Below are 20,236 nucleotides of genomic sequence, written 5' to 3'. Positions count from 1 at the left end.
ACCGGCGGGCCCCGGGCCCGCCGGTCAGCCGGACCCGGTCTCGCCGGGATCCGCGTTGTACCGCTCCAGGTAGGCCGCGAAACGCACCAGGTCCTCCTCCGGCCAGTTCGCGAGCCGCTCGCGGAAGGCGGCCCGGCGGCTGTGGGTGACCTGGGCGAGGATCTCCCGGCCCGCCTCCGTCAGGTCGAGCACCTGGACCCGGTGGTCCTCCGGGTCCAGGCGGCGCTCGATCAGCCCGGCCCGCTCCAGCGCGGCCACCTGGCGGCTGACCGTGGACTTGTCCAGCGCGTAGTGCGCCGCCAGGTCCGTCGCCCGGCAGCCGCCCTGCTCCTCCAGGTGGCCGAGCAGGGTGTACGACACCAGGGACAGCTCGGGGTGCATGCGGCCCGCCGAGGCGCGGGCCCGGCGGGCGAAGATGGTCATCTCGCGCTGGATCGTTTCCACGGCCGACTCCGCTGCGCTCACGGGAATACCTCCTCCGGCGTTCTAGTTGTATAGTACAACTTGAAGCAGTAGTTGTATAAGCCAACCTTTGGAGGTCGCCCGCGATGAGGTCACCGGCGCTACGCCATGTGCTCACGCACCTGATCACCCCGCTGCTGATGTGCTTGGGCATGGGGCTCGCGTACATGGGTGCCTTCGTCACCCCGGAGCCGCACCACCTGCCCGTCGCCGTAGTCGGCAGCGCCCCGCAGGCGAAGGTCTTCGCCCAGACGGTCAAGGACACCGCCGGGGACAAGCTCGACGTCCGCACGGTCGCCACCCGCACGGACGCCGTCGACCTGCTCAAGTCCCGCGCGGTGACCGGTGCCTACGTGCCGAGCGCCAAGGCCCCCGAGCTGCTGGTGGCGAGCGCCGCCTCCGACATGGGCGCCACGGCGGTCGAGAAGGTCTTCACGCCGGTCGCCGCCGAGGAGGGCGTGCCGCTGAAGATCACCGACGTGGCGGAGCCGGTCGCCGACGACCCCACGGGGCAGGGCCTCTTCTTCCTGCTGATCGCCCTCAGCATCGGCTCCTACGCGTCGGTCGCCGCCCTCGGTGCCGCGGGCGCCGCCCTCTCGATGCGGATACGGGCGCTGCTCGCGCTCGGAGTCTCCGCCGTGGTCAGCGGCATCGGAGCGCTGCTCGCCGGACCGGTGTTCCACCTGGCCCACCACGGCCTCGCGGGCGTGTGGGGCATGGCCTGGCTGTACTCGGCCGGCATCCTCTTCATCGGCGTCGGCCTGCACACCTTCCTCAAGCGGTGGACCACGCTCACCATGATGGTGCTGTTCGTCATGCTCAACTTCACCAGCTCCGGCGGGTTGTTCCGCCCCGAGCTGCAGAACGGCTTCTTCGGCACCCTGCACGCCTTCTGGAACGGCGCCGGCTTCGTCGAGGGAGTCCGCAGCCTCCTGTACTTCGGCGACGACGGTCTCTCGCGCAATGTGGCGACGCTGGTGGTCTGGCTGTTGGCGGGCCTGGTGGTGACCGGGATCGCGGCCCTGTACGAGCGGCCGCGGCGGGCCCGGCACGCGGCCGGCCACACCGGGACCGCGACCGGGGTGGCCGCCGTACCCGCCCCGGCACCGGCCGAGCAGCCGGCCGCGGAACGGGCCCGTGCGGAGGCCGAGGAAGCGGAACGGGCCCGTGTTGAGGCCGAGGTCGAGGAAGAGGTCGAGGAGACGGTCGGCGTCTGACCGGTGCCGGTCCCGGGACGGCGGACGCGGCCGCGCGCGAGAAGGCCGGGAGGAAGCCCGGGGCAGGCAGTGCCGGTGCGCGGCCGCAGGGCCCGACGGCCGGCACGCTGCCCCGGTCACCGGTACGGCCGGCCATGGCGTGCGCACGGTGCGCACGTCGCCGGGCGCGCGCCATGGCCGGCCGACGCAGCCGCCGACGCCGTTCCGCCGTCTCACCTCGCCGCCGACCCGATCGTCACCACCCGGGCCCATGCCGGTGGCGCGTCCGGGAAGTAGCCGGGGTCGTTCTCGTCGTACGCTCCGCCGGGCCGCGCGAACAGTCCCACCACCGTCCGGCACTCCGGCCGCGCCTCGGGCCACGGGGTCTGACCGTCGGTCAGGACCACCACCACGTCGGGCCGCGTCCGCAGCGCGCGGGTGAAACCGGTGCGCAGATCGGTCCCGCCGCCGCCCATCAGGTCGATGCCCTCCGTCCGGCACAACGGCTGCACCGTCCGCGCCGCGGCATCGCAGGACAGCACGGAGACCAGGTCCCGCCGGCCGCCCAGGGCCCGGCAGATCGCGGCCACCTCCAGCAGGGCGCTGCCCAGTTCCGCGTCACTGACCGACCCCGAGGTGTCGACGACCACGCACACCCTGGGCGGTCTGCGCCGAAGACTCGGCAGGACGACCCCCGGCAGCCCGGCCGAACGCCGCGCCGGCCGTCCGTAGCGGTAGTCCTCGCCCGCGCCCGGCGCGGAGACCGCCGAGCGGAGGGCCGAACCCAGCAACTGGCGCCACGGCTGCGGGGGATGGAACGCCTCCTCCGCCCACCGTCGCCAGCCCCGCGGAGCGCTGCCCGGAGCACCCCTGATGCCCTGCGCCACCCGGAACCGGACCGCGTCCCGCTCCTGCTCGCTCAGCCCGTGGGCGCCGTCCGGCCCCAGCTCCCACCCCCGGTCCAGCCCGTCGGCGCCGCTGCCGCAGTCCAGCCAGGCCAGGCGTTCCAGCCGCGGCCCGAGGCGGAACTGCCGCAGGTAGTCCTCCATCAGCTCGCCCGGCCGCAACCCCAACCGCTCCGGTGTCACGGCGTCTTCGGGCCGCACCAGCCCGTCCCCGTACACGTCGTCGTTGATCTCGCAGTCCGCGGCGATGTTCATCCGCAGCCGTTCGGCGGGCCCGGACAACTGCCGCTCGCGGGCGTACCGCTCACCGCGCCCGTGGTGGTCGCGGAGCAGATGCGACACCTCGTGCACCCACACCGCCGCCAGTTCCGCCAGCGGTGTGCGGTCCACGAACGCCGGAGAGACGTAGCACCGCCAGTGCCGGTCGACCCCCATCGTCGGCACCTCCCGCGACTCCACGGGCCGCAGCGCGAACAGCGCCGTCGCCAGGTACGGCCGGACGCGGGCCGCGTGCAGCCGCGCGGCGAAGAGCTTGCCGAGGTCCAGCGTGCCGGGCGCGTCCCCGGTCATCGGCGGGCACCCGCCGCACGGGCGGCGTCCTCGGCCCGCCGGGACAGCGACACCACCCCGGCGAGCCGCTCGATCGCCGCCGGTACGTCCCAGCCCTCCCGGCGCAGGGAGGCCAGCGTGGACGCCGGGACGACCACCACGTCCGGCGCCCCGGTCTCCATCGCCCGCACCAGCAACGCCCACGCGGCGTTCCAGCGGGCCCGCTCCGGCCGCTTGCGGACCGCGTCCACCACACCGTCCAACACGGCCTGCCGCAGATCTCCGCGCTCGGGCAGCTCGGCACCCGCCGGGTCGGCGAGCAGGGTCTCGGGGTCGGGCAGGTCCATCCGGTCGAGGCTCGCCAGCAGTTCGAGACCGGGGCCGTCGCCCACGGTGCCCCGGACCAGCAGCGACAGCACGTCCCGGGACGATCCGGCGGCGGTCGCGAAGGCGATCAGACGGAGCGTCGCCTCCCAGCTCCGCGGTGATGGCCAGGCGCCGCCCCGGCGGCTCTCCCCGCTCGGCAGTCGGTGCACGAGCCCCGGCCGTGCGACGAGGAACTCGCACACCGCGCGCCGGGCGAAGGCCACGGCACCGGGCAGCCGCTCGGGGTCGAGCGCGGGCAGGGTCGCCCGTGGCCAGGTCCCGCCGAGACCGCGCACGACGACGTCGTGGTCGTGGGCCCACTGCAGATGCACGAACCGGTTGGCCAGGGGCGGGCTCAGCTCCCAGCCGTCGGCTGCCGAGGAGCGCGGATTGGCGGCGGCCACGATCCGTACCGCCGGCGGCAGCCGCAGCGCGCCGATGCGCCGCTCCAGCACCAGCCGCAGCAGGGCCGCCTGCACCGCCGGGGGAGCGGTGGACAGCTCGTCCAGGAACAGCAGTCCCCGCCCGGCCCGTACGAGCCGCACCGCCCAGTCCGGCGGCGCCATCGGGACACCCTGGACCGCGGGATCGTCGCCCACGACGGGCAGGCCGGAGAAGTCGGACGGCTCGTGGACGCTCGCGATCACCGTGGTCAGCGGCAGGTCAAGGGCGGTGGCGAGCTGGGCCAGCGCGGCCGTCTTGCCGATGCCGGGTTCGCCCCAGAGCAGCACCGGGAGGTCGGCGGCCACGGCCAGGGTCAACGCCTCCAGCTGGGTGTCGGTGCGCGGTTCGGTGGTGGTGTCGCGGAGCAGGGTCAACAGGTCTTCCGCGACCGTGAGTTGGGGGGCGTCCGGCCGTTGTGCGGGCAGGATCGCGGAGGCGTACGAGGTCATGAGGCAATCACCTTGGGTGTGAAGTAAGAAGAAAGAACCGGAAGTTCAGAAGGAGAAGTCCAGAAGGAGAAGTTCAGAAGAAGGTGACGGCGCGGACTTGCCGCCGGGTGGGGCGGCGGCTTCGGCTGCCGGGACGGGCCGGGGCGGCGGAGGTTCCGCAGGGTCCGGACAGACCGGCCCGGTAGAGGCCGTAGGCGACGCGCCGCTCGGCGGCCGCCGTCAGCTCGTCCCGCAGCGGGCCCTCGCGCAGCACCGCGGCGGGCCCCAGCAGCCCCTCGACCACGGCCAGGGCGCCGTCGGTGTCGCCGTGGTCCAGCCGTTCCCGCACACCGGCGAGGCAGTCCGGCCGCCGGTGCGCCTCGTCGATGACCCGCAGACAGGGCAGCGGCGGCCCGCCGAGCGCGGCCAGCAGCTCCTCGCGCCGGATCTCGTCCGGCTCGTGGTCCAGGGGCGCCAGGACACCGTCGACCAGACCGATCCGGTGCGTGGCGCCCCGGCATTCCACCCGGCGCGCCTGTTCCACCGGATCCGTGGCGCCCGGTGCGCCGGATGCCCTGTGGCCGGGCGCCAGTGCGGCGGCGACCAGAGGATGGAGCCGGTCCGCGTCGAGCAGCCCGGCCCGCAGCAACTCCAGGTCGGGCGACACCCAGGTCGCCGCATCGGGCAGCACCGGCACGGCGGACGGGCCGCCCGGCGGAAGCTCGCCGACGGTCCGCAGCCGTGGCGCAGGATCGCCGGCCGCGAGCCGGTACGCCCGGCCACGGTCGCCGCGCGGGCCCGGGAGCCCGTCGGCCGGGCCGGTTCCGCGCCGGTGAAGGGCCGGGTCCGGGGCCGCGCCCCCGTCCGAAGTCTCCGCGAGAACCAGCCGGTGGCGGCTGCCGAGCCGCACGGCGAACGTTGCGCCGGGACGGCCCTCGGCGTCCAGAAGGATGCCCGCCTCGGCCGCCCACCGGCCGACGGCACAGCCGAGCCCGGCCGGTGCGAGCCCCGTCGGGTCGCTGTCGGGCGGCGCGGGCCCGCCGGCCCCCGACCTCTCGCGCAGCTCACCGGCCCTGCGCGCGTCCCACAGATGCCGGTGCAGGTCGAGCCGGTAGCGGCGGTGGGGGGGGATGCGGATGCCGGCCGTTGGGCGCGTCGGCCGGATCCCACAGCGCGAGGCCGATCCGCTGGCCGGCGTCGGCCCAGGCGGGCGGGGTACGGGCCACGAGGTGCAACGGGCCGGCCGGGCCTGCCCGTTCGTACCGCGCCAGCGTGAGGGTCAGGCCCGGGCGCAGCAGCCCGTCGGGCGCGATCCTCGGCATGTGCCAGCGCAGCAGGTCGGGGGCGAGATGGCGGAGGTCGGCACGGAGCCGGGTCGCGGTGTCCCGGCCGTGGGCGCGGGCGACGGAACGCAGATCGAGATCGACGTCGACCCGGGCGGCGGCGCAGGCCCCGGCCCAGTCCCCGGCCGCGCGGCGGACGGTGGCGAGCTCGATCATGGACGGTGGCACGGCGTACGTCCGTACGCGCAGCCACAAGGAAAGCCGGGAATCCCCGTGCGCGGTGGAAGTGAGCATCAGCGCTCACCTTGCGCGGACGGGACCCCCAATCTCTGGGAGGCGTGAGTCGTCATCGCGGCGAGCGTAGCCGCCCGACCGCCGCTGTGCCAGGTGTTTTCCCGCCCGCAACGGCGCACGCCCCGTGGGGTAAGGTGGCCCTCCGGTCGCGGACGTCGCGGCCCCGAATGCCGAGGAGGTGGGACCCATCACCGCTGTGTCAGCCGGGGTGCTCTCTCCTCAGGACGGCGCGGTGCACCGGGAGTGGTGACCGCGGGAGCGCCCTCGAGTCCCGCGCTCCGAAAGGCTTTCGGCCTCCATGCCCTCTCCTTCCGTTCCTTCCGCCGTCGTCTCCGCGCTGCGCGCCGCCGGGTGCGTCTTCGCCGAGGACGAGGCGGAGTTGATCCTCGCCACCGCCCGCACCGAGGCGGAACTGTCCTCGATGGTGGACCGCCGCGTCGCCGGGTTCCCGCTGGAACAGGTCCTCGGCTGGGCCCGGTTCCACGGCCTGCGGGTCGTCGTGGAACCGGGGGTGTTCGTCCCCCGCCGCCGTACCGAGTTCCTGGTCGACCAGGCGCTGGCCCAGGCCCCGCACGCGACGGTGGTCGTGGACCTGTGCTGTGGTTCCGGCGCTCTGGGCGCCGCCCTCGCCGCCGCGTTGGACGGCGCCGAGGTGCACGCCGCCGACATCGACCCGGCCGCCGTCCGGTGTGCCCGCCGCAACCTCGCCGCATACGGTGGCCGGGCCCACGAGGGCGACCTCTACGGCGCGTTGCCCGCCGCCCTGCGCGGCCGCGTCGGCATCCTCACCGCCAACGTGCCCTACGTCCCCACCGGCGAACTGCCCCTGCTGCCGGCGGAGGCCCGTGACCACGAACCGCGCGTCGCGCTGGACGGTGGAGCGGACGGCCTGGACGTGCTGCGCCGGGCGGCCGCCGGGGCGCCCGAGTGGCTGGCACCGGGCGGCTGTCTGCTGACCGAGACCAGCGAACGTCAGGCACCGGCCGCCGTACGGGCCTTCGTGGACGCTGGTCTGACGACCCGTCTGGCGGAGTCGGAGGAACTCTCCGCACACGTGGTCGTCGGCGTGCGTCCCTGACGCCGGTCCCGCCTACGACAGTTCCTGCGCGCGGGCGATGAGCAGGGCGACGTCGTCGTGGTTGTCGGGGTGGTGCAGGGTCCACAGGAGGAGGTCGCAGGTCTCCTCCAGCGGGCGGGCGGGGTCGTCGAGCAGGGACAGCAGGAAGTCCAGGCGTTCGTCCAGGGAGTGGCTGCGGGTCTCCACCAAGCCGTCGGTGTAGAAGACCAGCTCGTCGCCGGGCTCGAAGTCGACGGTGACGGTGGAGAACCCGACTCCGCCGACGCCCAGCGGCACGCCGGTGGGCAGGTCGAGCAGGACCGGCGACCGGCCCCGGCGGAGATGGGCCGGCGGCAGGTGACCGGCGTTGGCGATCCGGCACTGCCGCAGATGCGGATCGTGCACGGCGTACACACAGGTGGCGATGGAGTGGTCCAGGGCCGACGTCGTCTTGTCCAGGTGCTCCAGCAGCATCGCCGGGTCGAGATCGAGGGCGGCCAGCGTGGTGGTCGCCGTGCGCAGCCGGCCCATGGTCGCGGCGGCGCTGATCCCGCTGCCCATCACATCGCCCACCACGAGCGCGGTCTTGCCGCCCCCCAGCGGGATGACGTCGAACCAGTCGCCGCCCACCTCGCTGGTGGCCCCGGCTGGCTGATAGCGGGAGGCCACCTCCAGGCCGGTCATGTCCGGGGGGTGACCCGGCAGCAGGCTGCGCTGCAGGGTGAGGGCGGTGTTGCGGGCGTTCTGGTACCAGCGCGCGTTGTCGATCTGCACGGCCGCGCGGGCGGCCAGCTCCCGGGCGAGCAGCACGTCGTCCTCGTCGAAGGGCGCCGGATTGCGGGTGCGTTTGAGATCCAGGGCGCCGAGCACCTCGCCGCGCGCGATCAGCGGCACCGCGAGATACGAGTGCAGTCCCGCCCGGGCCAGCAGTTCGGCCGCCTCGGGGGAGCGGGCGATGCGCGGCAGGTCCTCGTCCTTCACGTGCGGCACCAGGACCGCTTCGGCCGAGCGCACGCACTCGGTGACCAGCCGGTCGGGCTCGTAGCGGGCGATCCGGCCCGGCAGATCGGCGGCGCGCACGGCGTCCGAGCCGTCGTCGGGACGCACTGCCAGGGCCCGGATCAACGCGGACTCCGACGGGCCCAGAGTGCTGGGCCGGCCCTCCACCACCGCGTCCAGCAGGTCCACGGCGGCCACGTCGGCGAGTTCCGGTACGGCGACCTCGGCCAGTTCGCAGGCGGTGCGGTCCAGTTCGAGCGTCGTACCGATCCGGGCGGAGGCGTCGGCGATGACGGCGAGCCGGCGCCGGGCGGCCTCCGCCTCCAGGGAGGCCCGGTACTGCTCGGTGATGTCGACCACCGTGACCGCCACACCGAGCACGTTGCCCATGGCGTCCTCGAGCCGGTACAGCGAGTGCGCCCAGGTGTGGTCCGTGTCCGGGTCGGCGGGGGTACGGCCGACGATCGTGTTGTCGATCACGGGGACACCGGTGTCCAGCACCCGCCGGGCGTCGTCCAGCATGGCCTCGGAGTCCAGCCGGGGGAGGACTTCGCGCAGCGTCCGTCCCAGGTGCTCGGCGGCCGGCACCCCGTTGATCCTCTCCAGGGCCGGGTTGACCGAGACGAACCGCAGCCGGGTGTCCAGCACGGCGTAGCCGATCGGCGACTGCTTCACCATCCGCTCGGACAGCGCCACGTCCTGCTCCAGCCGCCGTACGGTCGACTGGTCGGCGGCGAGTCCGAGAGCGTACACGTCACCGTGGTCGTCCAGCAGCCGCATGTTGCGGAACTCCACCACACGGGTGCTGCCGTCCTTGTGCCGGATCGGGAAGCCGCCCGCCCAGCTCTGCCCGGTGCGCATCACATCGGCGAAGAGCGTGCCGACCAGCTCGAGATGCCGCTCGTGGACCATGAGCCGGGCGGCGTACTCGCCGAGGGCCTCCTGGGCGCTGTACCCGAACAACTCCTCCGCCTGCGGGCTCCACAGCACGATCCGGCCGGTGGTGTCCAGCACCACCGACGCCACCCCGAGCACGTCGAGCAGACCGCCGGGCCGCACCGGCCCGCGCACGGGCTCGCCGCCCGCCGTCACCGGAGCCTCGGCTGGACTCATGCCACGCACCGCCTTCGCCCGTCCGCACGGCACGTCGTCCCCCGTGCCGACTCCCCTTGATCCACCGCGTTCACACCCGACTCTCCGACGCCTTCGCCGGTCACCTCCACCATCTCTCACCACAGCGGTGCACGTCCGCCGAAGCCGTCACGCCGGGGCCGGACCTGTCCCGGACATCGTGCACGCCCGTTCGGCGTACCGGGAGAGTTCACGCTCATGTTGCTGTGTTGGTCTGTACATGACCAACGTGCCACGCCAGACTGTCGGCCGATCGAGTGTCCCCACCCCCCGCCCGAGGAGTCGGCCATGCCCGCGTCCGCCCGGCAACGTTGTCACGCAGTTCTCGCCGGACTCGTCACCCTCGCCACAGCCTCCGTCGTGTCCCTCGCCGCACCCCTGCCCGCCTCCGCGGCCGACACCTGGACGGAGACCGGCTCCGACCGTGCCCGCCCGCTGGACGAGAGCCAGGGACTGACCTCCGTCGAGGTCCCCGCGAACAGCCCCAACCGGTACACCGGTATCGGCACCATCCCCCTCAGCGTCTCCAGCCGCGGCTGGAACCACGTCGGCGACCCCGACGCCTCGTACAACGGCTACTACATCGAGCCCTACCAGCAGGACTCCGGCAACTCGAAGATGTACCGCGTGCAGGCGCCCGACGGCACCTGGTCGGAGTACGTCCACACGCTGAGTCCCGGTGAGGCCCTGAACAACTCCTGGGACGCGATCTCGCCCGACGGGCAGTGGATGCTCTCGGGCGAGTGGGGCACGATGAACCGCCTGCTGGTCTTCCCGACCCCCGGCGTCAACCCGGGCACCTCGCCCTCGGCGAACCTCCCGCAGGCCTCCACGGTGAACCTGGACCACGCCGTCCGTGACGTCCAGGGCTGCGACTTCTCCGGCCCCACCACCCTGCTGTGCTCCTCCGACGACCCGGACGGCAGCCTCTTCGGCATGACCAAACCGCTGCTCCAGATCGACCTGTCGGCCCCGCCGAGTGGCTCCGGAGACGTCACCGGGCATGTCACCGCCCTGCGCCAGCTGCCGCTGCGCAGCGGCTGCTCGGGCACCTTCGAGGTGGAGGGCATCGACTACGACCGCCGCACCGGCACCCTGCGGGTGATCGTGATGTCGCCCGGCTTCTGCATCCTGACCGACAGCAAGACGTACAAGTTCTCCCGCGGCTGAGGTGTGCCGACCGGCGGGCGGTGCTTTGCTGGGGGATGGACGCGGTTCGGCGGGGTACCCCCCTCCACCGCAGCACGGCCACGAAAGGAGCGATCAATGGAACGCACGGAGCGGTCGCATCCGGAAACCGTCACGGTGGAGATCAGCGGTTCCAAGGAGGACGCCCGTCTCGTCTTCGACGCGCTGAGCTCCTGCTTCGCGTCCGACCGGGGCCCGGACGAGATTCCGCAGCAGCTCCACGAGGTCCGGCCGATGGTGTGGCTGGGCACGTACGACGTGGCGGACGCGCGTGGGCCGGGCTGCCCGCCGGTCCACCTCGACGCCTCCGTCCAGGCGGACGTCCAGGGCGGCTACTGGGCCGTGGACCGGTTCCGGCACACCCTGGACTCGATGTTCACCGTCGAGGAGACCTGCACGGCCTCCGGCGACCAGGAGAGGGACCTCCATCTGCGGCTGCAGAGCCGCTGACCCTCTCCGCACCACGGCAGCGCCCCGGCCGGCTCCGTACCGGCCGGGGCGTACTGCGTCTCGCCTGCGCCGAAGGGCCGGTCGAGGGGCCTGTTCCCGGTGACGGAGGCGAGGACGTTGCGCGGCTCGGTGCCGGTGCGTTCGCGCGCGAGTTAGGCGACCGCCGGTACAGCGGGCGCTTCGCCTCCGGGGAGCGCCCCGAGCGCGTCGTGATCGCCACGAAGGCGTCCGTGTGCAGGTCCAGGTGGTCGTCGTGGCGCGGCGTGCTCGTGACGCCGTCGTGGCCGGCCGGCAGCTGGAAGCGGTCGTCGGGCGGGACGCGGGGCGTCTCTACCGGGGCGTCCTGGACGGCCTGGCCGGGCGCGTCGAGCCGGGCGGGGTCCATGCTCGGTTGTGCAACTAGTTGCATAAAGGGGGCGGGTTCCTCTACAACAAGAGGCGACGACACCGCGCACGGAGGGCCCGATGAGCCGTTACCCGCACCTGATGACCCCGCTCGACCTGGGCTTCACCACCCTGCCCAACCGCGTGCTCATGGGCTCCATGCACGTCGGCCTGGAGGAGGCCGAGCGCGGCTTCGAGCGCATGGCGGCGTTCTACGCGGCCCGCGCCCGCGGCGGAGTGGGCCTCATCGTCACCGGCGGCATCGCGCCCAACGAGGAGGGCCGGCCGTACGAGGGCGGCGCCAAGCTCACCACCGAGGCGGAGGCCGGGCAGCACCGGGTGGTCACGGACGCCGTGCACCGCGAGGGCGGCCGGATCGCGATGCAGATCCTGCACTTCGGGCGGTACGCCTACCACCAGGACCTCGTCGCGCCGAGCCCCTTGCAGGCGCCGATCAGCCCCTTCGTGCCGCGCGAGATGACCGAGGACGACGTCGAGCGGACCATCGACGACTACGCCCGCGCCGCCCGCCTCGCCCGGCAGGCCGGCTACGACGGCGTGGAGATCATGGGCTCCGAGGGCTACCTCATCAACGAGTTCGTCGCCCGGCAGACCAACCGGCGCACCGACCGCTGGGGCGGCTCGTACGAGAACCGGATGCGTTTCCCGGTCGAGATCGTCAAGCGGGTGCGCGAGGCCGTCGGCGAGGACTTCATCGTCATCTACCGGCTCTCCATGCTGGACCTGGTCCCGGGCGGCTCCTCGCTGGAGGAGGTCGTCACCCTCGCCAAGGAGATCGAGGCCGCCGGGGCGACGATCATCAACACCGGCATCGGTTGGCACGAGGCCCGCATCCCCACCATCGCCACCTCCGTGCCGCGCGGCGCCTACACCTGGGTCACCAAGAAGCTCATGGGCGAGGTGTCCGTGCCCCTGGTGACCACCAACCGCATCAACACCCCCGAACTCGCCGAGGAGTTGCTGGCCGGCGGCTTCGCGGACATGGTCTCCATGGCCCGCCCGATGCTCGCGGACGCCGACTTCGTCGCCAAGGCCGCCGCCGGCACGCCGGAGGCCATCAACACCTGCATCGGCTGCAACCAGGCCTGTCTCGACCACACCTTCAGCGGGAAGATCACCTCCTGCCTGGTCAACCCGCGCGCCTGCCACGAGACCGAGCTGGTGCTCTCCCCGACCCGGCTGAAGAAGCGTGTCGCCGTCGTCGGCGCCGGTCCGGCGGGCCTCGCCTGCGCGGTGAGCGCCGCCGAACGCGGCCACGAGGTCACGCTCTTCGACGCCGCGAGCGAGGTCGGCGGCCAGCTCAACGTCGCCCGCAAGGTCCCCGGCAAGCAGGAGTTCGACGAGACCCTGCGCTACTTCCGCCACCAGCTCGACGCGCACGGCGTCGACGTACGCCTCGACACCTGGGTCACCGCCGAGACCGTGGCCGGCTACGACGAGGTCGTCGTCGCCACCGGCGTGACCCCCCGCACCCCGGACATCCCCGGCGTCGACCACCCCCGCGTCGTCGGCTACCTCGACGTCCTGCAGGGCGCCGCCCCCGTCGGCGACCGGGTCGCCGTCCTCGGTGCCGGAGGCATCGGCTTCGACGTCGCCGAGTACCTCACCGACGGCGGCGACAAGGCGAGCGAGGATCCGGAGACGTACTTCCGCGGCTGGGGCGTCGACATGGACTACCAGGCGCCGGGCGGCCTCGCCGCGCCCGAGCGGCCCGCCCCGCCGCGCCAGGTCCACCTGCTCCAGCGCAAGCCCACCAAGGTCGGCGCCGGCCTCGGCAAGACCACCGGCTGGATCCACCGCACCGAGCTCAAGCACCGCGGCGTGACCATGGTCCCGGGTGTGCGCTACGACCGGATCGACGACGCGGGCCTGCACATCACCGTCGGCGAGGAGAGCACGGTCCTGGAGGTCGACACGGTGGTCCTGTGCACCGGCCAGGAGCCGCGCCGCGACCTGTACGAGGAGCTGACCGCCGCCGGGCGCAGCGTCCATCTCATCGGCGGCGCGGACGTCGCGGCCGAGCTGGACGCCAAGCGGGCCATCAAGCAGGGCACGGAGCTGGCGGCGGCGCTGTAGGGCGCCCGCGGCACGTCCCTAGGATGACCCCATGTCACTCCCGCACGCGATCCTCACCGCCCTGCTGGAAAAGCCGTCGTCGGGACTGGAGCTGACCCGCCGCTTCGACAAGTCGATCGGCTACTTCTGGTCCGCGACGCACCAGCAGATCTATCGCGAGCTGGGCAGGCTGGAGACCGAGGGGCTCATCCGCACGCTGCCGTCCGAGCAGCCCGCCCGCGGCCAGAAGAAGAGCTACGAGGTCCTGCCCGCGGGCCGCGCCGAACTGGCCCGCTGGACCGCCGCCGCACAGGATCCCAAGCCCCAGCGGGACGTGCTCCTGCTGCGGCTGCGGGCCGCGGCGGTGGTCGGCAGGGCGGGCCTGGAGGCGGACCTGCGCCGCCATCTGGAGCTGCACCGGCGGCAGTTGGCCGAGTACCGGGAGATCGAGGAGCGCGACTTCCCGCCGGACCGGAACGCCCCCGAGGACCGGCTGCGCCACCTGGTGCTCCGGGCCGGCATCGACCTGGAGTCCTTCTGGACCCAGTGGCTCGGCCACGCCCTGGCGGAGTTCGCCGAACTGCCCGACGCCGACTGAGCCACCCGCGGAGCCGGTACGGCCGCTCAGAGCCGGTACGGCTTCGCGCGGCGGCGCAGGTACCAGCCCGTGGCGATGGCGCCGGTGCCCACCAGGGCCGCGCCGACGCCCAGCGTCAGCGGGCCGTAGTCCCGGGCCGCTCCGCCGAGGCCGCCCAGCACGCCCCGGGAGGGCGCCGGCGAGGCCGTCGCCCGGGAGGTCGCCGGCGAGGCGGTCGACGAGATCGTCGGCCCGGAACCGGAGGAGACGACCACCGACTGGGTGCCCGCCGTGCTGCCGCTGGAGCAGACCACGACCGCGGTGTACGTCCCCGGGCTCACTCCCGTCCAGGCCGCGGACTGACTGACCGACGTGCCCGACAGGGCCACCTGCCGGCCCTGGGAGAAGTTCGCCTGCCTGCTGGTGAGCAGGGCCGCGTCGCCCCAGCTGCCGTTGATCTCGGAGCACGCGCTGGTGACCACCGAGACGGTGGACCCGGTGGTGCTCACGGAGATGCCCGAGGCCGCGGCGGACGGCCCGGCCAGGACGGCGGGAAGAGCCGCGGCGGCCGCCAGGGTCAGACCGGAGCGGACGAGGAGTCGCGAGGTGTGCATGGGCTGACCTTTCGGCGGCACGGTCGGCGGTACGTCCCATGCGCCGCCGGGGGTCGGGAAACGTCCGTGCTGCCTGGGCAGAAGCCAACGTGGCCGCGGGGACGGCCGCACCCGGAAGGCGCCCGGTCAGGTGACGGTTTCCTTCGGCCGGCGGAGGGCGCGGCCCACGCGTGCGCCGGGAACCGTGTGGGCGGGCGCGTCCCTCGGCCGGCCGTCCGGCACCGGCATCAGGAGGCGCCCGTGGTCACCGTCCGTTCCGCCGACCAGCCGCCCCAGGTGCCGTCCGGCAGCCGCGCCCGCAGCCGCACCCGGTGCTCCTCGCCCGCGGTCCGGCCGACGTAGAAGCTGTATCTCGCCCGCCCGCGCGGGGGAGTGCCGCCCCAGACCAGCGAGGTGGCCGCGTTGCCGTCGAGCCGGATCCGGTACTCGGTGACCACCCCGTCCACACGCGGCGGGTCCCAGGACAGGTCGAGGTAGTACGCCCCGCCGGCCCGGTGGGCCGACGCCGTGAAGCCGGTGGGCGCGGTGCTCCGGCCGTCGTCGGTGCCCGGCGTGGTGAGGCGGACCGGGGCGCTCGCGGGGGAGAGGTTGTCGGCGGCGTCGCGGGCCCGCACCGTGAAGACGTAGCCGGTGCCCGGGCGCAGTCCGGTGACCACGGTCGCGGTCTGGCCCCCGCCGACGCTGTGGATCTTCGCGCCGCCCTGGTACACGTCGTACGAGACCACACCGCGGTCGTCCCGTGACGCGTCCCAGGACAGCTGGACCTCCCGGCCGCCGACGGCCCGTCCGGCGGGACGCGACGGCCGGGTCGGCGCCGAGCGGTCCGCCGCCACCACGGCCGGTGTCCGTGCCCGCACCGCACGGCTCGGCGGGCCCAGCCGGCCCTCGGTGTCCCGGGCCCGCACGGAGAAGACATACACGGTGGACGGCCTGAGCCTGGTGACGTCCACCATGTGCAGCGAACCCGGAACCTCCTCGACCTTCGTGGTGCCGCGATAGACCTCGTAGGTACGGATGCCCGGCTCGTCCGGCACCGCGTTCCACATCACGTGCACGCTGGTGGCGCTGCCGGCCTGCGCGGTGATCCCGGTCGGAGCTCCGGGCGCCCGGCCCTCGTCCCCCTCGTCGGGCCGGTCCCAGCCGCAGGACGTGACCAGCAGCAGGGCTCCGCAGACCAGGACGAGCGGCCAGGGAACGCGTCGCACGGCTCTGCCTCCCCGGGGACGGCGGCATCGGCATCACGCAAAGGTCCGGACCAATATGGCGCGGCGGGCGCGGCCGCGGCAAGGGGGCCGCCCGGGTGACCGACGGGTCCAGGCGGGTGACCGGAGGCGACCTGCGGTGGTGGCCATCCGGGGAAGTTACGTATGCTGAGGCTCTCTATGGCTGAACTACCCAAGAGGGCAGGGAAGTTCATGCCTGTGGCGCGGACACGCTGTCGTCGCCGAACCCGCGCCGGCACGGGCGGCCGGGGGATCCGGACCGGCTTCGGCCCGGTCCCCGGCCCCTGTTGTCGCTGTTCACGCGCTTGCGCGCGCGTTGTCCCTCACGGGGTGTCAGAAGCGTGCTCCATCCGGCCCCTTCGGAGCGGCCCCGACGGCCCGGGGGCGCGGACCCGCACCACAGTGTGCTCGATGTCCGCCCCGTCCCCGACGAGAGGGTCCCTCATCGTGCATGTCCCGTCGCTGACGCTGGCCGCGGCCGGCGCCGCCCTGCTCGCCCCGGCCGCGCTGCCCGTTCCGGCAGCCGCCGACCTGCCCCGGGAACGGCCCGTGGCCCGCGGCGAGGGCGCCGTGGCCGCCACCGACCTGCTGGCCGGGCTGGGCGAGTGCCACCAGATCTCCCGCGGCCGGTACCGCACCGACGCCGGCCGACGCGCGACGGTGCCCGTGTGCGGCACGCGCAGCGTGGTCTACTGGAACGCCGACATGGACATCGACTGCGACGGGCAGTCCACCAGGCGCTGCAACCGCCGCACCGACCCGCAGTTCGCCGCCATGACCGCCTTCCAGCAGTCCAACGGCCGCCACCTGAACGCCGCGGCCCTGCCCTACATCGTGGTCCCGGCCGCGAGCCACGTCTGGAACCCCCGCAAGTACGGCGTACGGGGCGGCTCCGTGGCCGCCGTCGTCTACCGGGGCCGCGTGCAGTACGCCGTGGTCGGCGACACCGGCGCGCGCGACGTCATCGGCGAGGCCTCCTGGGCGACCGCCCGGGGCCTCGGCATCCGGACCGACCCGCGTCGCGGCGGGGCACCCTCCGGTGTCACCTACATCGTCTTCAAGAACTCCAGTGTGGACCCCATCGAGAACCACGGGGCCGCGGTCGCCGCGGGACAGCGGCTGGCCAGGCTGTTCGCCGCGACCAGGTGACCAGCCGCGCCCCGCGGCCCTGTCACACCTTGCGGTAGCCGTACGCCTCCGCCGCCGCGGCCTCCACCGCGTCCAGGTCGGCACCCGCGGCGGCGGTGACCACCGCGGCCACCGTCCCCTCGACGAACGGCGCGTCCACCAGCCGCGTACCGTCCGGCAGTTCGTCGCCCTCGGCGATCAGTGCCTTCACCGTCAGTACCGCACTGCCGAGGTCGGTGAGCACCGCGACCCCGGCGCCGCGGTCCACGGAGGCCGCGGCGGCGGCGATCAACTCGGCGCTGGTGCCGAGCCCGCCGCCCTCGGTGCCGCCCGCCGGGGCCACCGGCACGGCCGGGGCCCCGCCCGCCAGGCCCTTGGCCAGCTCGGCGACCGATGCGGCCACCGCCGCGCTGTGCGACACCAGCACGATCCCGACCAGCTTCTCGTCGCTCACCGTCAGTCCTCCGCCGCCGCTGCCGCTTCTTCCAGTGCGGCGATCAGCAGCGCCGAGGAGGTCGCACCGGGATCCTGGTGGCCGATGCTGCGCTCGCCGAGATAACTCGCCCGGCCCTTGCGGGCCTGCAGCGGGGTGGTGGCCACCGCACCCTCCTCGGCGGCGGCCCGCGCAGCGGCGAAACCGTCGCCCAGCGCGTCCACGGCCGGCACCAGGGCGTCGATCATGGTCTTGTCTCCGGGGGCCGCCCCGCCCAGCGCCATCACCCCGTCCACGCCCGCGCGCAGCGCCTCGGCCAGCTGGCCCTCGCCGACCTCGGCGGCGTCGGCCAGCGCCTTGCCGGTGCGGCGCAGCAGAGTGCCGTACAGCGGCCCCGACGCGCCGCCCACCGTGGAGATGAGCTGCCGCCCGGCGAGGACCAGGATCGCGCCCGGGGTGTCCGGTGCCTCCTTCTCCAGGGCGGTCGTCACGGCCGTGAAGCCGCGCTGCAGATTGCTGCCGTGGTCGGCGTCCCCGATGGCCGAGTCGAGGGCGGTGAGCCGCTCCGCCTCGCGGTCGACGGACGCGGCGGCCGCCGCCATCCAGCGGCGGAAGAAGTCGGCGTCGAGCACTGGATCTCCTTGCGTGGTAGGGGTGATGACCGGCCTGCTACGGGTGGTGGTCGCCTCGTCCGCCGTATCACATCCCCCAGCGCAGCGCGGGGGTCTTCACCGGCGCGTCCCACAGCCGCAGCAACTCCTCGTCGACCTGGCAGAGCGTCACCGAGGCACCCGCCATGTCCAGCGAGGTGACGTAGTTGCCGACGAGCGTGCGGGCCACGGCCACTCCACGCTCCTGCAGCACCCGCTGCACCTCGGCGTTGAAGCCGAACAGCTCCAGCAACGGGGTGGCGCCCATGCCGTTGACCAGCACCAGCACGGGGCTGCGCGGCGGCAGGTCCTCCAGGATCGCGTTCACCGCGAAGTCGGCGATCTCCCCGGACGTCATCATCGGCCGCCGCTCCCGGCCCGGCTCGCCGTGGATGCCGATGCCCAACTCCAGCTCGCCGTCCGGTAGATCGAAGGTGGGGCTGCCCTTGGCCGGGGTCGTACAGGCGCTGAGGGCCACACCGAAGCTGCGGGAGTTCTCGTTCACCTGGCGGCCGATGGACTCCACCCGCTCCAGCGGCTGCCCCTCGGCCGCCGCCGCGCCCGCGATCTTCTCCACGAACAGGGTCGCGCCGGTGCCGCGCCGACCGGCGGTGTAGAGGCTGTCGGTGACGGCCACGTCGTCGTTGACGAGCACCTTGGCGACCTGGATGCCCTCGTCCTCGGCCAGTTCGGTCGCCATGTCGAAGTTGAGCACGTCGCCGGTGTAGTTCTTCACGACGAACAGCACCCCGGCCCCGCTGTCCACGGCCGCCGCGGCACGCGCCATCTGGTCCGGCACCGGCGAGGTGAACACCTCTCCCGGGCACGCGGCGGAGAGCATGCCCGGGCCGACGAACCCGCCGTGCAGCGGCTCGTGCCCCGACCCGCCGCCGGAGACCAGCGCGACCTGCCCGGCCACCGGAGCGTCCCGGCGGACGATCACCCGGTTCTCCACGTCCACGGTCAGGTCGGGATACGCGGCCGCCATGCCCCGCAGCGCGTCCGCCACGACGGTCTCCGGCACGTTGATCAACATCCTCATGGGAACCTCCTGGTGAGGCTAGCGGATGGGCCTCTGGCAAGTATCTTTGCTGGTCAGTATGGGTACGGTCGATTCTTGATCTTGGCGGTCCACGGCGGCGGAAGCGGGTTCCGGCGGTCCTGACGCCGACTCGGTGCTGACTCTTCCGATGGGGCGTCAGGCGGTCCTCGGTGATCGGTGGCGCTGCGGTCGTAACCCTGCTGTCGGCAGTATCGACCTTGCGGCAGTGAAGGTCACGTGGAGTGGAGCAGACGCCTGCGAATGCCCTCGGGTGTCGTCGGCCGGTCGCACTCGGTGTCGGCCCCACTGGCGACAGCAGGCAGTACGGGCAGCGGACGGGTCGTGCACCGCGTCCGGTGCTCGTCAATCCAGCTTCGACACCTGATAGTGGGCGATGAGCCACTGATCGGCGACACGCCTGAGGACCACGCTGAGGGTGACCTCGAGGGTCGGCCGGTCGGTGAAGGAGAAGTCGACGCCCAGGTAGCCGAGCAGGACGTCCTCGGCCAACTGCCGTGTTTCCAGTACCCGATAGTCCGCCGCCAGCCCGAGGGGCTGGGAATCGTAGTACTCGGCGACCCCCTGAGGGCCGACGGCATAGGGATGAAGCCCCTGGAAGACGGCGTCCTCGGTGAAGTACGAGGCGACTTCCTGCGGCTCGTGTGCGTCGACCGCAGCCTTCCATCGGTCCATGACGCCTCGCAGAATCGCTTCCCGCGTTGCTGTGCCGGTCATCGGGGTTCTCCTCTCATGAAGGGCGCCCTGGCGGCGCCCGGTCGTCGGCGTTCCTCGCTGCATGCCCGGGTCGTTGGGGTGCGGCTGCAGGGCGGTGACCACCGCGGTCATCCAGGGCCACAGGGGCAGTGTCCCGAGGACCCTCTCGCGCAGGTCCGCCTCGTCGTCGGCGCGCCACACACCAATGCTGCGGAGCTCACCCACCGGGCGCCACAGCCGGACCAGGTGGCCCGCGGAGGCGAGCTCCTTCGCACGGACAGCCTCGGCAGCGCGACGTCGATCGACCTCGGCGGGATCGGTGCCCTCGGGCACGGTCGTGGTGAGCTGGACCAGGAACTCCTTCATGGTCCCTTCCTCTCTCGGTTCGACAAGTGAGTGGTTCCCGATGGGGACAGGGTCGGCCGGTCGTCGACCAGCGGCGCGGCGCGGCGGTGCCGGCCCGCTGCAGCCGAGCGGTGAGGCGGAGCCACCCGTCATCTTCGTCGCGGCGCCGCGCCGGACGGCGGACAGGCCTCCCAGCGAAGGGGAGGAGTCGCTGGGGATACGAGGAGCACGCGGTGTCCACGGTGACCGCCGGACCGCGTAGCCCCAGGGTGTAGGCGATCCGCCCGGAGGCGACACT

The 20,236-nt window shown here is 73.5% G+C and carries 18 protein-coding genes and 3 pseudogenes; 8 read left to right on the top strand and 13 right to left on the bottom strand.

From position 1 onward, the window contains the following. Positions 1-24: 24 nt before the first annotated feature. Positions 25-465 carry a MarR family winged helix-turn-helix transcriptional regulator gene (locus AB0D93_RS35730; RefSeq protein WP_362128918.1) on the bottom strand — a complete coding sequence of 147 codons (441 nt, stop codon included), beginning with the start codon at positions 463-465 and terminating at the stop codon, positions 25-27. A gap of 83 nt (positions 466-548) precedes the next feature. Here AB0D93_RS35730 and AB0D93_RS35725 point away from each other — a divergent pair, with 83 nt between their 5' ends. Then, a complete protein-coding gene (locus AB0D93_RS35725; protein ID WP_362128915.1) occupies positions 549-1,679 on the top strand; it encodes a hypothetical protein in 1,131 nt (376 codons plus the stop codon). A gap of 212 nt (positions 1,680-1,891) precedes the next feature. Here AB0D93_RS35725 and AB0D93_RS35720 read toward each other — a convergent pair whose 3' ends face one another. The 3 genes and pseudogenes from AB0D93_RS35720 to AB0D93_RS35710 all read right to left on the bottom strand — a co-directional run bounded on the left by AB0D93_RS35720 (position 1,892) and on the right by AB0D93_RS35710 (position 5,927). Then, complete coding sequence (locus tag AB0D93_RS35720) at positions 1,892-3,133, bottom strand: VWA-like domain-containing protein (protein WP_362128912.1); 1,242 nt, start codon at positions 3,131-3,133, stop codon at positions 1,892-1,894. Next, complete coding sequence (locus tag AB0D93_RS35715; RefSeq protein WP_362128910.1) at positions 3,130-4,371, bottom strand: AAA family ATPase; 1,242 nt, start codon at positions 4,369-4,371, stop codon at positions 3,130-3,132. Before AB0D93_RS35715 ends, AB0D93_RS35720 begins: the two co-directional genes overlap by 4 nt. A gap of 73 nt (positions 4,372-4,444) precedes the next feature. Continuing rightward, positions 4,445-5,927, bottom strand: a pseudogene (locus tag AB0D93_RS35710) (hypothetical protein). A gap of 298 nt (positions 5,928-6,225) precedes the next feature. On the opposite strand from AB0D93_RS35710, the gene AB0D93_RS35705 reads away from it, so the two are divergent. Then, positions 6,226-7,005, top strand: a complete 780-nt coding sequence (locus AB0D93_RS35705) for a putative protein N(5)-glutamine methyltransferase (protein ID WP_362128907.1) — start codon at positions 6,226-6,228, stop codon at positions 7,003-7,005. Between the two features lie 12 nt (positions 7,006-7,017). Here AB0D93_RS35705 and AB0D93_RS35700 read toward each other — a convergent pair whose 3' ends face one another. Beyond that, complete coding sequence (locus tag AB0D93_RS35700; protein ID WP_362128904.1) at positions 7,018-9,096, bottom strand: SpoIIE family protein phosphatase; 2,079 nt, start codon at positions 9,094-9,096, stop codon at positions 7,018-7,020. A 306-nt stretch (positions 9,097-9,402) separates the two neighbouring features. On the opposite strand from AB0D93_RS35700, the gene AB0D93_RS35695 reads away from it, so the two are divergent. From AB0D93_RS35695 to AB0D93_RS35675, 5 genes are all read left to right on the top strand, one after another. Then, entirely contained in the window at positions 9,403-10,284 is an 882-nt protein-coding gene (locus AB0D93_RS35695; protein ID WP_362128902.1) for a hypothetical protein, read from the top strand. 96 nt (positions 10,285-10,380) lie between these two features. Then, positions 10,381-10,752: a hypothetical protein gene (locus AB0D93_RS35690; protein ID WP_362128899.1), complete on the top strand. Its 372-nt coding sequence runs from the start codon at positions 10,381-10,383 to the stop codon at positions 10,750-10,752. Positions 10,753-10,984: 232 nt separating this feature from the next. Beyond that, positions 10,985-11,155: a hypothetical protein gene (locus AB0D93_RS35685; RefSeq protein ID WP_362128896.1), complete on the top strand. Its 171-nt coding sequence runs from the start codon at positions 10,985-10,987 to the stop codon at positions 11,153-11,155. Positions 11,156-11,217: 62 nt separating this feature from the next. Then, positions 11,218-13,233, top strand: a complete 2,016-nt coding sequence (locus tag AB0D93_RS35680) for an NADPH-dependent 2,4-dienoyl-CoA reductase (RefSeq protein WP_362128893.1) — start codon at positions 11,218-11,220, stop codon at positions 13,231-13,233. Positions 13,234-13,264: 31 nt separating this feature from the next. Beyond that, positions 13,265-13,810: a PadR family transcriptional regulator gene (locus AB0D93_RS35675; protein WP_362128890.1), complete on the top strand. Its 546-nt coding sequence runs from the start codon at positions 13,265-13,267 to the stop codon at positions 13,808-13,810. A gap of 26 nt (positions 13,811-13,836) precedes the next feature. On the opposite strand, the gene AB0D93_RS35670 is transcribed toward AB0D93_RS35675, so the two are convergent. Then, positions 13,837-14,403, bottom strand: a complete 567-nt coding sequence (locus AB0D93_RS35670; protein WP_362128887.1) for a hypothetical protein — start codon at positions 14,401-14,403, stop codon at positions 13,837-13,839. 227 nt (positions 14,404-14,630) lie between these two features. After that, complete coding sequence (locus tag AB0D93_RS35665) at positions 14,631-15,608, bottom strand: fibronectin type III domain-containing protein (protein WP_362128884.1); 978 nt, start codon at positions 15,606-15,608, stop codon at positions 14,631-14,633. 465 nt (positions 15,609-16,073) lie between these two features. On the opposite strand from AB0D93_RS35665, the gene AB0D93_RS35660 reads away from it, so the two are divergent. Continuing rightward, positions 16,074-16,775: a glycoside hydrolase family 75 protein gene (locus AB0D93_RS35660; RefSeq protein WP_362129071.1), complete on the top strand. Its 702-nt coding sequence runs from the start codon at positions 16,074-16,076 to the stop codon at positions 16,773-16,775. Positions 16,776-16,797: 22 nt separating this feature from the next. Here the strand turns inward: AB0D93_RS35660 and AB0D93_RS35655 are convergent, their stop codons facing one another. The 6 genes and pseudogenes from AB0D93_RS35655 to AB0D93_RS35630 form a co-directional block, all read right to left on the bottom strand. Beyond that, complete coding sequence (locus AB0D93_RS35655) at positions 16,798-17,208, bottom strand: PTS fructose transporter subunit IIA (RefSeq protein ID WP_362128881.1); 411 nt, start codon at positions 17,206-17,208, stop codon at positions 16,798-16,800. 2 nt (positions 17,209-17,210) lie between these two features. Continuing rightward, positions 17,211-17,819: a dihydroxyacetone kinase subunit DhaL gene (gene dhaL / locus AB0D93_RS35650; RefSeq protein ID WP_362128879.1), complete on the bottom strand. Its 609-nt coding sequence runs from the start codon at positions 17,817-17,819 to the stop codon at positions 17,211-17,213. Positions 17,820-17,886: 67 nt separating this feature from the next. Continuing rightward, entirely contained in the window at positions 17,887-18,879 is a 993-nt protein-coding gene (gene dhaK / locus AB0D93_RS35645; RefSeq protein ID WP_362128877.1) for a dihydroxyacetone kinase subunit DhaK, read from the bottom strand. A gap of 363 nt (positions 18,880-19,242) precedes the next feature. After that, entirely contained in the window at positions 19,243-19,614 is a 372-nt protein-coding gene (locus AB0D93_RS35640; RefSeq protein WP_362129068.1) for an SgcJ/EcaC family oxidoreductase, read from the bottom strand. A 63-nt stretch (positions 19,615-19,677) separates the two neighbouring features. Beyond that, a pseudogene (locus AB0D93_RS35635) lies at positions 19,678-19,959 on the bottom strand (muconolactone Delta-isomerase family protein); the annotation flags it as partial. A gap of 211 nt (positions 19,960-20,170) precedes the next feature. After that, a pseudogene (locus AB0D93_RS35630) lies at positions 20,171-20,236 on the bottom strand (beta-ketoacyl synthase N-terminal-like domain-containing protein); the annotation flags it as partial.

Origin of the sequence: Streptomyces sp. NPDC048191 (assembly GCF_040652655.1) — a bacterium.
Taxonomy (GTDB): Bacteria; Actinomycetota; Actinomycetes; order Streptomycetales; family Streptomycetaceae; genus Streptomyces.
Note: the sequence above shows the minus strand (reverse complement) of the source record. Positions and strands in the feature narration are given on the sequence as shown.

Excerpts from the sequence above, each read along its gene's own strand:
- AB0D93_RS35670 (WP_362128887.1), bottom strand. The coding sequence starts at position 14,403 with ATGCACACCTCGCGACTCCTCGTCCGCTCCGGTCTGACCCTGGCGGCC.
- AB0D93_RS35725 (WP_362128915.1), top strand. The coding sequence starts at position 549 with ATGAGGTCACCGGCGCTACGCCATGTGCTCACGCACCTGATCACCCCG.
- AB0D93_RS35690 (WP_362128899.1), top strand. The coding sequence starts at position 10,381 with ATGGAACGCACGGAGCGGTCGCATCCGGAAACCGTCACGGTGGAGATC.
- AB0D93_RS35700 (WP_362128904.1), bottom strand. The coding sequence starts at position 9,096 with ATGAGTCCAGCCGAGGCTCCGGTGACGGCGGGCGGCGAGCCCGTGCGC.
- AB0D93_RS35715 (WP_362128910.1), bottom strand. The coding sequence starts at position 4,371 with ATGACCTCGTACGCCTCCGCGATCCTGCCCGCACAACGGCCGGACGCC.
- dhaK (WP_362128877.1), bottom strand. The coding sequence starts at position 18,879 with ATGAGGATGTTGATCAACGTGCCGGAGACCGTCGTGGCGGACGCGCTG.
- AB0D93_RS35640 (WP_362129068.1), bottom strand. The coding sequence starts at position 19,614 with ATGACCGGCACAGCAACGCGGGAAGCGATTCTGCGAGGCGTCATGGAC.
- AB0D93_RS35705 (WP_362128907.1), top strand. The coding sequence starts at position 6,226 with ATGCCCTCTCCTTCCGTTCCTTCCGCCGTCGTCTCCGCGCTGCGCGCC.
- AB0D93_RS35680 (WP_362128893.1), top strand. The coding sequence starts at position 11,218 with ATGAGCCGTTACCCGCACCTGATGACCCCGCTCGACCTGGGCTTCACC.
- AB0D93_RS35720 (WP_362128912.1), bottom strand. The coding sequence starts at position 3,133 with ATGACCGGGGACGCGCCCGGCACGCTGGACCTCGGCAAGCTCTTCGCC.
- AB0D93_RS35675 (WP_362128890.1), top strand. The coding sequence starts at position 13,265 with ATGTCACTCCCGCACGCGATCCTCACCGCCCTGCTGGAAAAGCCGTCG.
- AB0D93_RS35695 (WP_362128902.1), top strand. The coding sequence starts at position 9,403 with ATGCCCGCGTCCGCCCGGCAACGTTGTCACGCAGTTCTCGCCGGACTC.